This is a genomic window from Exiguobacterium antarcticum DSM 14480, from assembly GCF_000685865.1.
GTDB classification, from domain to species: domain Bacteria; phylum Bacillota; class Bacilli; order Exiguobacteriales; family Exiguobacteriaceae; genus Exiguobacterium_A; species Exiguobacterium_A antarcticum.
The window spans coordinates 469,552-482,281 of record NZ_JMKS01000003.1 but is presented as its reverse complement, the minus strand read 5'-3'; the positions used below and the strand labels follow the sequence as shown (position 1 = coordinate 482,281).

The window sequence follows — 12,730 nt, the reverse complement described above, 5'->3', positions numbered from 1 at the left end:
CTGGGATCATGGTCGGTTTCGTTTTTCTGCTAATGTCAGGGCTTTTTTCGTATTGGCAAAATGAAATTTCGTCCAATCTTGTAGACGTGTTGGTCCATATCGTAATAGCAGTGAAGCAGCCACTTGATCGACTTTAGCACCGGCTCCCTTTGGAATCTCGGTCCCTGCTTGTTGGCTCAATTGATTCATTTCTTTAAGAAATATGGCACGGGCTAAAATCGAGGCGGCAGCGACAGCGACATGTAATCCTTCTGCTTTTGTCGAGAAATAGACATTATCTGTCACTTGTTTCGCTTCCCCAGACAAGTGTTTATAGTAGACGGTTTTTTCAGCGAATTGATCAATTAAAATTGCTTGCGGAGGAGATGTTAATTTCTCAAGCAGCCCGTTCAGCGCGGCATTGTGCAGTAAGGCTGTCATTTTTCCTTGCGTCATCGTTCGTTGCATCCGATTGTAATCGGGATTATGCAGAATACGATACTCATAAGGGATGACAGCATGAAGGTCGCGGGCAATCTTTCGAATCTCCGGATCTGAAACGTTTTTAGAGTCGCGGACGCCGAGTTCACGCACAAGATCAATCTTTTCGTGCTCGACATACGCGGCGACGACGACTAACGGACCAAAAAAATCGCCTTTGCCGACTTCATCACTCCCGACGACGGACCAGTTCGAAAATCCTTCAGGTAAGGATGCGCTGGTAGTCGAGCTTGCCTTTTTAGCGACAGGAGAACCGTAACGGGCGGCAATGGATTCTGCTTCTTGTCCTTGAAACATGACTTTGCCAGAATTATAGACCGTCAGGATACATCCTGATGTCCGGGCAGCAAATCGTGCATACGGAGGAGGGGGACTATGTTGACCACCAAAATCTGAAATAACTGCTTCTTGTTTTTCTTTTGTTAACTTTAATACGACCGTTCCCATATGATGATCACCCTTTCGAAATAAGCATACCATCCTTAAGACGGATGGTGGACTTCTTTTCCTATTTCAAAAATGATGGTACTATATGAAAGAAGCAAAGTGTGAGGAGGACAGAAAAATGGCTGATTCAGAAGGGTTGAACCGGACGACGATTCATATCGCAGGAAATGATTATACGATTGTCGGAACGGAGTCGCCTGAACACGTACGTGAAGTGGGTCTCCTCGTGGATACGAAAATTCGTGAAATCAGAGACCAGGCACCACAACTTGATGTTCGTCAAATTGCTGTTTTAGCAGCTCTCAATATTGGTAGTGATTATGTGAAAATCAAAAAGAATTTGGGTGAAATTTAAACATGATTTCTTTTGTAATCTTATTATTTTTGGCGTTAGGGACGATGACAGGTGTCCGTCGAGGTGTAATCTTACAAGCGGGACATCTATTGAGTTTGATCATTTCCTTTATCGTTGCCTTATCGTTTTACGATGAACTGGCCGAAAAATTTAAACTGTGGATTCCATATCCATCGACACTCGATGATGCCGGAATCGATTTGACGATGTTTTCTATCCCAAGTTCGACTGGACTAGATGAAGTCTTTTATAAAGCCTTTTGGTTCATCGTCTTATTTTTCGTCACGAAAATCGTGTTGTCGATCATTTTATCGATGTTTGATTCATTGACGAATATCCCGATCCTCAAGCAGTTAAAAGGATTGTTAGGTGGCGTGTTCGGATTCATCGAGATGTATATCTTCATCTTCTTGATTTTGTTCTTGGCAGCCTTTGCACCGGTTCAATCGATTCAAGATGCCATTGCCAATTCAAGCTTAGCCTCGTTCATGATTCAGCATACACCGTTACTCGCGGAATGGTTGATGGACAAAGTCGGTTTGACAAAATAACGTGCTCCCGTTTCCTGGGAGCTTTTTTTGAGGGGAGAATTGAACATGCGAACGACACAAGATGCGATTCGACATTTGGAACGAATTTCTGTATATCTCGAAGTAAAAGGAGAAAATCCGTTTAAAATCAATGCTTTTCGAAAGGCGGCTAGTTTACTAGAAGCAGCAGAGGTCGACTTGATGGATATTGAAGATTTCACGGCGATGAAGGGAATCGGGAAAGGAACGGCGACTGTCCTTGAAGAATTCCGGACTACCGGAACGAGCACAGCCTTGACGGAACTGGAACAACAAGTTCCGGAAGGGTTGATTGCCTTGCTAAAAATTCCCGGTCTCGGAGGGAAGAAGTTAGCGAAATTACATGAAGTCGGTGTGATCGATGCGGATTCCTTCGCTGAGAAACTGGCGGATGGTACAGTGGAAGCAATGCCAGGCTTCGGGAAAAAGACAGTTGAAAAATACAGTAAGGCACTTGAAACGTTTGAGACACGACCAGAACGCTTGCCGTACGGTGTGATGCGAAAAAGTGTAGCCGAGCTTGAACGGACATTAGCGGAGATGGAACACATCATCCGTTTTGAAGTCGGTGGCAGTTTCCGACGAGCAGAAGAAACCTGTAAGGATCTTGATTTCATCCTCTCAACGGAGCGGCCGAAAGAAGTGAAGGAACAGCTACTTGAACTGGAACAGATTGATGAAATCATTGCTGCCGGAGACACGAAGGTGTCGATCGTCCTCAAACGGGATGACGCCTATATCGCTGTTGATTTTCGACTGGTCGATGATTTAGCTTTTGCCTCGACCTTACACCATTTCACAGGATCAAAAGATCATAATGTCCGGATGCGGCAACTCGCGAAAGAACGTGGGGAAAGCATTTCAGAGTATGGTGTCGAGACGAAAGAGGGTCTTTTCCAGCCGAAGACGGAAGAAGAATTATTTGCCCGCTATGACCTACCGTTCATCCCACCGGAACTTCGAGCTGGACGATTGGAATTCGAAGCGGATTTAAACACGTTGATTCAAGAAACGGATATCCATGCTGATGTGCACATGCATACGACATGGTCTGACGGCACATTGTCCGTTGAAGAACTTGTCGATGCCTGTGCGGCGCGGGGTTATTCCTGGATGGCGATCACCGATCACAGTAAATATATGAAGTTTGTGAATGGATTGACGGAAGAACGTCTCCGGAAACAACGGATTGAGATTGAAGCGGCGCGTAAAAAACATCCGGATATGACGATTTTATGTGGCGTCGAGATGGATATTTTACCGGACGGCTCACTTGATTACGAGGATACGTTTTTACAAGAGATGGACTATGTCATTGCCTCGATTCATTCCAAGTTTGATCAGACAGAGGAAGAAATCATGCAACGGCTTGAAAATGCCTGCCGTAATCCGTATGTCTCCTTGATTGCTCATCCGACAGGCCGAATCATCGGACGGCGTGAAGGATATGCCGTCAACATCGATCGACTCGTCGAACTAGCGGCTGAGACGGGAACAGCACTTGAAATGAACGCGAATCCGGCACGATTTGATTTAACGGCATCATCTTTAGTGAAAGCGAAGGCGGCGGGCGTCAAAATCATGATCAATACCGATACGCATAAACCAGAAATGTTAGAAGATATGAAACTTGGGGTCCTACATGCACGTAAGGCATATTTGGAACCGTCAGATGTCATCAATACGTGGACAGCAGAAGAAGCCCGTGCGTTCTTTGAGCGAAAACGTCAAGGAGTGAAGTGAAAATGAATGCCAATGCACTACGTGTATTAGAATACGATAAATTAAAAGAATTAATCGCCAAACAGACGGCAAGTTCTCTCGGGGCACAATTCGTGCGCAAGATGGAGCCGGCAGAAGACTTCGAACAAGTGAAGTCGTTATTAGCCTTGACGACAGAAGCGACGACGGTCTATCGATTACGCGATCGGTATCCATTTGGCGGACTGACGGATGTTCGTAGTGAAGTGAAGCGGGCTGAAATCGGTTCTGTGTTATCAACGAGCGAACTGCTTGCCGTCGCGGATGTCGTCTATTCGGGTCGACAAGTCAAAGCCTTTCAGGAACGACTGCATGAAGACCATCCCGATCTCCGACTACCAGCTCTCGATAGTCGGATCGATCAGATTACGAAACTCGTCGAAATCGAGCAGGGAATCCGTCATGCGATTGACGATCAAGGAACGGTCCAGGATTCAGCGAGCGACAAGCTACGCGCTTTACGGAGCCAGTTACGCTCACTTGAAGGACAAGTCCGTTCGAAAATTGATGGGGTATTACGCAGTAAGTCGAAGATGTTATCCGATGCGATCGTCACGATGCGAAATGACCGATACTGTGTACCTGTCAAACAGGAATATCGGCAAGCTTTTGGCGGAATCGTCCATGACCAATCCGCATCTGGCGCCACCCTGTTCATCGAGCCACAAGCCGTCGTTGCGGCTAATAATGAAATACAAGAAGCACGTCTCAAAGAACGCGCCGAAATCGAGCGGATTTTAGCACAACTTTCGGCACTCGTCGGATCAGTTGGCGATTCGTTGCGGATTAACGTCGACGTCTTGGCAGAACTGGATTTCATCATGGCGAAAGCATTGTACGGACATACGATTCGTGCCGTTGAACCAAAACTAAATGAAAATCGTCATATCGTCTTGAAAGAAGCACGGCACCCATTCATCCCGGATGATGAAGTCGTACCGATTACGGTCTCGCTCGGCGGTGAATTTACGTCACTTGTCATTACGGGACCGAACACCGGCGGGAAAACCGTCACTTTGAAGACGATTGGTTTACTTCAATTGATGGTCCAATCGGGATTATATGTCCCGGCAGCAGATGAGACGGAACTCAGTGTCTTTGACGCTATTTATGCGGATATCGGAGACGAACAATCGATTGAACAAAATCTCTCGACGTTTAGTTCGCATATGACGAATATCGTCTCGATGATGGGGAAAATTGATTTCATGAGTCTGGTCTTGTTTGATGAGCTGGGTGCAGGAACGGATCCGACAGAAGGAGCCGCGCTTGCGATTGCGATTTTGGATGAAGTCAAACGGCGTGGCGCGCGTGTGGCTGCGACGACCCATTATTCTGAACTGAAAGCGTATGGCTATAACCGGGAAGGTGTCGTCAACGCCTCGATGGAGTTTGACGTCGAGTCGTTAAGTCCGACCTATCGTTTGCTGATTGGTGTCCCGGGTCGCTCGAACGCCTTTGAGATTTCGAAACGACTTGGTTTGGATGACCGGGTCATCAGCGCAGCACGAGATCAAGTCGGAAGCGATGCACAATCGGTCGAAACGATGATTGGTCGACTTGAGGAAGCCAAACAACGAGCAGAGACGTTGGAACGGGAGTTGCTTCAAGAACAAAAACGGTTAGTTCAGGAACGCGAAGAATTCGAACAGGAACAAGCTGAAATCCATCAAGAAAAAAATGAAATTTTAGCAAAAGCCGAAGAAAAAGCAACACGTGCCGTCGAACGGGCTCAAAAAGAAGCAGAAGCCGTCATCAAACGCTTAAAAGAGTTGCGGGATGCGGGTGCAGTGAAAGAACACGAACTGATTGAAGCGCGTAAACAGCTCGAGCAGGCAAAACCTTCCCTGCAAGATCAACGAATCGCGAAGGTGAAGGCGAAGTCGAACCAAACACCTGTTTTTGCAAAAGGTGAAGAAGTGAAAGTCACGACGTTTAATCAAAAAGGGTATATCATCAATCAAAACTCGAATGGTGAGTATACGGTCCAAGTCGGCATCATGAAGGTGAACGTCAAACCAAGCGATCTCGCGAAAGTCGGCGAAGTGAAATCGGCTTCGAAAACAAAAAAACGTGCTGGTGGAACAAGTGTAACCAAACAATCAGCCGCATCGGCCGAACTGGATTTACGAGGTGTTCGTGTAGAGGAGGGGCTCGCGAAGCTCGACCGCTTCATGGACCAGGCATTGCTGTCGAATTATGAACAGATTCGTGTCATTCATGGACTAGGCACAGGTGCGATGCGTCAAGGAGTTCAGGAGTATCTGCGTGGAAACCGTCATGTGAAGACACATCGTCTAGGTGGTCAAGGTGAAGGTGGACACGGTGTCACAATCATCGAATTGAAATGAGGCGCGTTAGGTGAATATTTTTGAAAACGTCTATGTCTACACGACAGCTTTATATTCGGTCGCCGGACTACTCATCATCATGGGACTAGCACTTTTTGAGTTGACAACCCGGTACCGAAACTGGGAACATATCAAGAGTGGAAACATTGCTGTTGCCTTGGCGACAGGTGGAAAAATCATTGGTCTTGCGAACATCGTTCATTTTACCGTCCAAAGTGAACAGCGTGTCGGAGCGATTTTCTTAGAGAGTGCGTTTGGATTTCTATTGCTGATTTCGACGTACTGGATCTTCGAATTTCTGACACCGAATCTGCCGGTCGACCGGGAAATCGAAAAAGGAAATATCGCTGTTGGGATCATTTCCTGTTCGTTATCGATTGGGATGTCTTATGTGATTGGTTCAGCGTTAGTGGGGTGAGCACGTGTTAGAACGATTAGCAAAAATCATGTTCGGTGTATCGATTGCCTTTTTAGTCGTTGGTATAATCTGGATATTCATGAATTAAAAGAACTGGCTGCGCCAAGTGATTATTCCGTACTGAGAACGATTCAGTGCGGAATTTTTATTGAGAAACAAGAATGGAACACGAAGGAGGAAACGACATGAACGTAAAAAAAACCAATACAAATGAAATACGGCGTCGTGCTTTTGAAGCGATGCAACTCATTTCCTGGAAAGATATTTTTTGGATCATCATCGGTTCGGCTATTTTAGCATTTGGCATCAACTACTTTACGATTCCGAATGACTTATCAGAAGGTGGACTCATCGGGATCACCGTCATCTTTTATTATCTCTATGGATGGAATACAGGTCTCGTCTCTCTGATTTCGAATGCGCTCCTATTCATTATCGGCTATCAGTTCTTAAGCCGGAAAACGATGCTCTATTCCGCCATCTCCGTTGCGACGACATCATTTGTCTTGTCGTCCACCGCGTCACTTGCGACGACGTCAGATAATCGATTGATTGGGACGATCTATGCCGGGATTTTGATTGGTCTTGGCATCGGGCTTGTCATTCGAGCAGGTGGTACGACCGGCGGCGGTGTCATCATCGCACGGTTGATGAACAAGTACTTGAACTTAGGCATTGCCGTATCGATGTTCATCATCGATGTCACAGTCGTCGGTGCTTCCGGATTCTTGTTTGGAGAAGAGACGATGCTTTATACGTTGATTGCGATCATCATCGGCTCTTATCTGATTGATCTTGTGAGCGAAGGACTAAATGTCCGCGAAGCCGTTACGATCATCAGCCACCGTCAAGAAGAGATTGCGACGATCCTGACGGAAACATTAGGGCGAAGTGCGACGGTCATTCATAGCCATGGTCACTTCACGAAACAAAAAAACGATATGTTGTATATGATCGTCGATAAACGCCAGCTGGCTCCGCTCAAACAAATCGTCGAGGCGGCAGATCCACGTGCCTTCGTCGTCATTCATAAAGTACGGGAAGTGATTGGTGAAGGATTCACATATCCATCACGTTAAGTGACCGATCAGGAAAACCATTGTCGTCATCACCGGCAGTGGTTTTTTTGTACTTGAATCAAACGACCTGAACTTGGAAAAAACTGAAAACTTTTTTGAATCAAGACTAGCCGCTACAGGCGGAATGCACGTATAATAAAAATGAATAGTAATTCAGTCACAAGGAGGGAATGGAATGGATTCAGTATGGCTAAAGGATTATCCAGAACAGGTACCTGCATCAATCGACTATCGTGAGGTGCCACTTTATCAAGCGTTAGAGGAGGCAGCTGACGATTTTCCAGAACGTCGTGCCCTTAGTTTTCTCGGTAAACGGATGACTTTTCAGGAAGTGCGACAAGAAGCACGTCGTTTTGCACACGTCTTACAGGAAGCTGGACTCGAAAAAGGAGATCGTGTTGGTTTGATGTTACCGAACTGTCCGCAGTATATGATCAGTTATTATGCTGTGTTGTACGCAGGCGGAACGGTCGTTCAAGTCAATCCGCTCTATACGGACCGGGAACTGGAACAAATTCTTGTCGACTCGGGTGCCAAGATTCTTGTGACACTGGATTTACTGTATCCAAAAGCATCACGCGTCAAAGCGGTGACTGCATTACAAACCGTTGTCACGACCAGTATTGCTGACTATCTTCCTTTCCCCAAAAATAAGCTGTATCCGATCAAATCCCGGAAAGACAACAATATCATCATCGATACGACGGGATCGATTCCTTTTTTATCGCATCGTGGACACGAATCCATCGAGCCGGTAGAAATCAATCCAAAAGAAGACATCGCAGTGTTACAATATACCGCTGGAACGACCGGAGCCCCAAAAGGAGTCATGTTGACACATTTTAATTTGAGTGCGAACGTCGAACAAATCAGCCGCTGGTTTTATAAATATTCGCGTGGTGATGGACGGAAATTATTGGCCGTTGTCCCTTATTTCCATGTCTACGGCATGACGTGTAATCTGAATTTCGGGATGTTTAATGCCTATGAACAAATCATCTTACCGAAATTTGATATTGAACAAGTCTTAAAGGCAATTGATAAAGAAAAACCAAACTTATTCCCAGGGGCACCGACGATGTATGTTGGACTCCTGAATCATCCGAAACTGAAAAAATATGACTTGTCGTCGATTGAAGCCTGTATCTCCGGATCAGCGCCGTTACCAGTCGAAGTGCAAGAAAAGTTTGAACAGGTGACGGGTGGACGAATTGTCGAAGGGTATGGATTATCAGAGACAAGTCCGGTCACACACACGAATTGCATTTGGGACAAACGTGTTCCCGGAACAGTTGGCATTCCTGTTCCGGATACGATTGCGAAAATCGTTCAAGGTGACGGTGAGACCGCGGCAGCACCTGGAGAGATTGGTGAAATTCTCGTTCGAGGTCCGCAAGTCATGAAAGGGTACTGGAAGCGTCCTGAAGATACGCAAGCCGTCTTACGTGACGGGTGGCTGCATACGGGCGATCTTGGTTATGTCGGAGAAGATCATTACTTCCGAATCGTCGACCGGAAAAAAGATTTAATCATCGCCTCTGGTTTCAACATCTATCCACGAGAAGTCGAAGAAATTCTATACGAACATCCAGCCGTCAAAGAAGCTGTTGTGATTGGAGTGCCGGACGCGTATCGAGGAGAGACGGTAAAAGCGTTTATCGTGCTCAAAGATGATGGTACAGTGACGGAAGAAGAACTCGATCAGTTTTGCCGGAAAAGTCTTGCTTCTTTCAAAGTTCCGAAACAGTATGAGTTCAGACAAGAACTCCCGAAAACGTTTGTCGGGAAAATTCTGCGCCGTGTCCTGATTGAAGAAGAACGGGCAAAACAGCTGGAAGAAAGCAGTTGACAGCTCAAAAAGACATGATAGAATAAATATGAATGAACCATCATTCATTTTATGTGTTAGGAGATAGCCTTATGAAAAGAACGATGTCTAAGAGTGATCGCATCATTGATGCTGCGGTGAAAGTCATCGCAAAAAATGGGTACCACGGTGCCAAGGTGACAGCGATTGCGAAAGAAGCAGGGGTAGCGGACGGAACGATTTATCTTTACTTTAAAAACAAGGAACATCTGTTGATATCATTGTTTCAAGCAAAGATGGGCAGTTTCATCGAATATTCGGAAGCGCAAATTGCGCATCACCAGTCGGCGACACAACAGTTAGCCGCACTGATTGAAGCACACCTCGAGCAACTATCGGTCGATTATGACTTAGCGGTCGTCACGCAAATTGAGTTACGGCAATCAAATCAGGAGATGCGCCACAATATCGCAACGGTCCTCAAACCTTACTTGCATTTGATTGATCGTGTCATCCGGAATGGGATGGAGTCGGGCGAATTTTCTCAGACACTCGACTATCGATTAGGGAGACAGATGGTATTTGGAACGATTGACGAAGTCGTGACAAGTTGGATGGCAAGTGGTTTTAAATATGACTTGCTCGAAACGCGTCACGGGATTCATCAGATGTTAATCAAAGGGCTGAGTTAAGCCCTTTTCATGACATTCTTTTTGTAAGCGGATACAAAAAATGATGGTGGTCTATAGAAGTCGATAGAGGGGGAACGAAAGATGGAAATCTATGTCTTATTAAAACGCACATTTGATACGGAAGAAGCAATTCAGCTCGAAAATGGTCAAATCGAAGAGGATGGGGCGGAATTTATCATCAATCCCTATGATGAGTATGCGGTAGAAGAAGCAATCCGTGTGCGCGATGCACATTCCGGAACAGTGACCGTCGTGACGGTCGGACCAGAAGATGCGGACAAAGAACTCCGGACGGCACTTGCGATGGGGGCAGATCAAGCAGTTCGCATCTCGATTGAGGATGACATCGAAGAAGCCGATCATTTTTCGATTTCAGAAGTTTTGGCCGGATATCTTAAAGAACAGACGGTTGACTTAATCATTGCGGGGAATGTAGCGGTTGACGGCGGAAGCGGACAAGTGGCGCCACGTGTCGCGGAGTTGCTTGATATTCCGTATGTCACGACCATCACGAAGCTTGAGTTAACCGGAACGGATGCTGTCGTCACACGGGACGCAGAAGGGGACACGGAAGTCATCAAAACGTCTTTACCGTTACTCGTAACGGCGCAACAAGGATTAAATGAACCACGTTATCCAAGTCTTCCGGGCATCATGAAAGCCAAAAAGAAACCACTCGAAGAACTCGAATTGTCTGATCTTGAGTTAGACGAAGAAGAGTTGGCACCACGTCTCGAAACGATTGAACGTTTTTTACCGCCGAACAAAGCAGCCGGTAAAATTCTTGAAGGCGATCTGTCGACGCAAGTCCAGGAACTCGCTTCACTATTACGTAACGAAGCAAAAGTTGTTTAAGGGGGAAACACGATATGTCAAAAGCACTTGTACTTGCAGAATCACGTGACGGTAATTTACGGAATGTTTCATTTGAAGCGATCGCGGCAGCAAACCTAGTAGCAGATGAAGTCGTTGTTGCTCTAATCGGACAAAACGTAGCGGCAGATGCAACGCAACTCGCGACGCGCGGTGCTCATCAGGTACTGGTCGTTGAAGACGAACGGTTACAGCACTACACGCCAGACGGTTACGGACAGGTTTTCCTGCAACTGATCGAACGGGTTTCACCTGACGTCATCGTCTTCGGACATACGTCGCTCGGAAAAGACCTTTCACCAAAAATCGCGGCGAAACTTCAAGCCGGGTTGATCAGTGATGTGACATCAATCGAAGGAACCGGGACGGACGCACAGTTCATCCGCCCGATTTATTCAGGAAAAGCATTTGAGAAAGTGAAAGTCACAGAAGGAAAAACCCTCTTTACGGTCCGTCCGAACAACATCGAGCCACTTGCTGAAGGAGCTTCGCAAGGGACGGTCGAGGCGGTGACGGTCGAACTGAAGGATTTACGGACAATCGTTTCAGAAGTGGTACGAAAAGCAACGGGTGGCGTCGACTTATCGGAAGCAAAAGTCATCGTTGCCGGTGGGCGAGGCGTCAAAAGTTCAGATGGATTTGCGCCATTACAAGAACTCGCAGACTTACTTGGCGGAGCAGTCGGAGCATCACGTGGTGCCTGTGACGCTGACTACTGTGATTACGCGTTGCAAATCGGTCAAACCGGTAAAGTCGTCACACCGGATCTTTATATTGCCTGTGGTATTTCTGGAGCGATTCAACATTTAGCCGGTATGTCGAATGCAAAAGTCATCGTCGCGATCAACAAGGATCCGGAAGCAAACATCTTCTCCGTTGCAGACTATGGAATCGTCGGTGACTTGTTCGATGTCGTTCCGTTATTGACAGCAGAGTTCAAAAAGATGCTTGTGCATTAAGAGATGAAAAAGGAAGCGAAGAGTAACTTCTTTGCTTCTTTTTTGTCCAATGATTTTGTCTTGAGCAGTTTCGTTTGTTGTCAGGTAGGGCTGTGCTATACTCAAGTCAGTAAAAAGATTGCTTTGACAGACAAGTCAAGACAATCTAAAAATAGGAGGTTATTTTCAATGGCAATCGTACACGCAACTAGCCAATCATTTAAAGAAGATACACAAGAAGGTCTCGTTCTCGTAGATTTCTGGGCAACATGGTGCGGCCCTTGCCGCATGCTCGCTCCAGTTCTCGAAGAGCTTGATGCCGATATGCAGAACGTAAAAATCGTTAAAGTTGATGTTGACGCTAACCCAGAAGTGGCTGGAGCTTTCCAAGTGCAAAGTATCCCAACACTCGTCTTATTCAAAGACGGTCAACCGGTCAACAAAACAATGGGCTTCATGCCAAAAGACGCATTAAAAGAATTCGTTGAAACATCTAGCTAATTCTGAAATCGATAGAACAAAGATGGCATTCCGTCAATTGGCGGAATGCCATCTTTTTGTCTCGTCGTCTTACGAAAGCGGAGAACAAAGTTCGATCAAATGACCATCGGGATCAAGCACATAGGCAACGGTTTGTCCCCACGGTTTTTCCGTCGGCGGCAAAATCGTTTCATGACCGGCAGCTCGGATCGTCTCGTACAAGGAAACGACATCATCGGTCACGAAACCAAGTTCAATCGATTGTTGCCCGGTTTTATCCGGTATCTCATAGGGAACCATGGAGCGAACGTCTTCTTTTGTATTAAAAGCAAGAATTGTCGGACCGGTCTCGAATTCCGTATAACTCCCATGTTCGGCTTTGATCGGAAGACCAAGCAGATCATGATAAAACAAGCGAGTTTTTACCGGATTTGTGATGTAAAGTATCGTATATCCATAATGCACCATATAGCTAGTCTC

The 12,730-nt window shown here is 46.2% G+C and carries 13 protein-coding genes; 11 read left to right on the top strand and 2 right to left on the bottom strand.

Translation table 11 applies throughout. The features are described from left to right. Positions 1-6: 6 nt before the first annotated feature. Positions 7-927, bottom strand: coding sequence for a ribonuclease HIII (gene rnhC / locus P404_RS0103505; RefSeq protein ID WP_026829983.1), 921 nt, complete (start codon positions 925-927; stop codon positions 7-9). A 118-nt stretch (positions 928-1,045) separates the two neighbouring features. Between rnhC and zapA the strand changes: the two genes are divergently transcribed. The 11 genes from zapA (at position 1,046) to trxA (ending at position 12,271) form a co-directional block, all read left to right on the top strand. Further along, on the top strand, positions 1,046-1,282 hold the full coding sequence (gene zapA / locus P404_RS0103500) for a cell division protein ZapA (RefSeq protein WP_026829982.1): 237 nt from the start codon (positions 1,046-1,048) through the stop codon (positions 1,280-1,282). Between the two features lie 2 nt (positions 1,283-1,284). Next, positions 1,285-1,833, top strand: a complete 549-nt coding sequence (locus P404_RS0103495; protein ID WP_014970960.1) for a CvpA family protein — start codon at positions 1,285-1,287, stop codon at positions 1,831-1,833. A gap of 45 nt (positions 1,834-1,878) precedes the next feature. Further along, complete coding sequence (gene polX / locus P404_RS0103490) at positions 1,879-3,594, top strand: DNA polymerase/3'-5' exonuclease PolX (protein ID WP_014970959.1); 1,716 nt, start codon at positions 1,879-1,881, stop codon at positions 3,592-3,594. 2 nt (positions 3,595-3,596) lie between these two features. Then, positions 3,597-5,963, top strand: a complete 2,367-nt coding sequence (locus P404_RS0103485; RefSeq protein ID WP_014970958.1) for an endonuclease MutS2 — start codon at positions 3,597-3,599, stop codon at positions 5,961-5,963. A 10-nt stretch (positions 5,964-5,973) separates the two neighbouring features. Then, complete coding sequence (locus P404_RS0103480; RefSeq protein ID WP_014970957.1) at positions 5,974-6,381, top strand: DUF350 domain-containing protein; 408 nt, start codon at positions 5,974-5,976, stop codon at positions 6,379-6,381. 185 nt (positions 6,382-6,566) lie between these two features. After that, complete coding sequence (locus tag P404_RS0103475) at positions 6,567-7,460, top strand: YitT family protein (RefSeq protein WP_014970956.1); 894 nt, start codon at positions 6,567-6,569, stop codon at positions 7,458-7,460. Positions 7,461-7,635: 175 nt separating this feature from the next. Further along, positions 7,636-9,309 carry an AMP-binding protein gene (locus P404_RS0103470; protein WP_026829980.1) on the top strand — a complete coding sequence of 558 codons (1,674 nt, stop codon included), beginning with the start codon at positions 7,636-7,638 and terminating at the stop codon, positions 9,307-9,309. Between the two features lie 71 nt (positions 9,310-9,380). After that, positions 9,381-9,959 carry a TetR/AcrR family transcriptional regulator gene (locus tag P404_RS0103465; RefSeq protein WP_026829979.1) on the top strand — a complete coding sequence of 193 codons (579 nt, stop codon included), beginning with the start codon at positions 9,381-9,383 and terminating at the stop codon, positions 9,957-9,959. Between the two features lie 81 nt (positions 9,960-10,040). Beyond that, on the top strand, positions 10,041-10,814 hold the full coding sequence (locus P404_RS0103460; protein ID WP_014970954.1) for an electron transfer flavoprotein subunit beta/FixA family protein: 774 nt from the start codon (positions 10,041-10,043) through the stop codon (positions 10,812-10,814). 14 nt (positions 10,815-10,828) lie between these two features. Continuing rightward, positions 10,829-11,791 (top strand): electron transfer flavoprotein subunit alpha/FixB family protein, encoded by a 963-nt coding sequence (locus P404_RS0103455; protein ID WP_014970953.1) that lies wholly within the window; start codon positions 10,829-10,831, stop codon positions 11,789-11,791. Between the two features lie 3 nt (positions 11,792-11,794). Next, entirely contained in the window at positions 11,795-12,271 is a 477-nt protein-coding gene (trxA, locus tag P404_RS0103450) for a thioredoxin (protein WP_256439754.1), read from the top strand. A gap of 69 nt (positions 12,272-12,340) precedes the next feature. Here the strand turns inward: trxA and P404_RS0103445 are convergent, their stop codons facing one another. After that, a complete protein-coding gene (locus P404_RS0103445; protein ID WP_026829978.1) occupies positions 12,341-12,718 on the bottom strand; it encodes a VOC family protein in 378 nt (125 codons plus the stop codon). Positions 12,719-12,730: the final 12 nt, after the last annotated feature.

Bases quoted from the DNA above. Each gene is read 5' to 3' on its own strand.
- rnhC (WP_026829983.1), bottom strand. From the start codon at position 927: ATGGGAACGGTCGTATTAAAGTTAACAAAAGAAAAACAAGAAGCAGTT.
- zapA (WP_026829982.1), top strand. From the start codon at position 1,046: ATGGCTGATTCAGAAGGGTTGAACCGGACGACGATTCATATCGCAGGA.
- P404_RS0103495 (WP_014970960.1), top strand. From the start codon at position 1,285: ATGATTTCTTTTGTAATCTTATTATTTTTGGCGTTAGGGACGATGACA.
- polX (WP_014970959.1), top strand. From the start codon at position 1,879: ATGCGAACGACACAAGATGCGATTCGACATTTGGAACGAATTTCTGTA.
- P404_RS0103485 (WP_014970958.1), top strand. From the start codon at position 3,597: ATGAATGCCAATGCACTACGTGTATTAGAATACGATAAATTAAAAGAA.
- P404_RS0103475 (WP_014970956.1), top strand. From the start codon at position 6,567: ATGAACGTAAAAAAAACCAATACAAATGAAATACGGCGTCGTGCTTTT.
- P404_RS0103470 (WP_026829980.1), top strand. From the start codon at position 7,636: ATGGATTCAGTATGGCTAAAGGATTATCCAGAACAGGTACCTGCATCA.
- P404_RS0103465 (WP_026829979.1), top strand. From the start codon at position 9,381: ATGAAAAGAACGATGTCTAAGAGTGATCGCATCATTGATGCTGCGGTG.
- P404_RS0103460 (WP_014970954.1), top strand. From the start codon at position 10,041: ATGGAAATCTATGTCTTATTAAAACGCACATTTGATACGGAAGAAGCA.
- P404_RS0103455 (WP_014970953.1), top strand. From the start codon at position 10,829: ATGTCAAAAGCACTTGTACTTGCAGAATCACGTGACGGTAATTTACGG.
- trxA (WP_256439754.1), top strand. From the start codon at position 11,795: ATGAAAAAGGAAGCGAAGAGTAACTTCTTTGCTTCTTTTTTGTCCAAT.
- P404_RS0103445 (WP_026829978.1), bottom strand. From the start codon at position 12,718: ATGGTGCATTATGGATATACGATACTTTACATCACAAATCCGGTAAAA.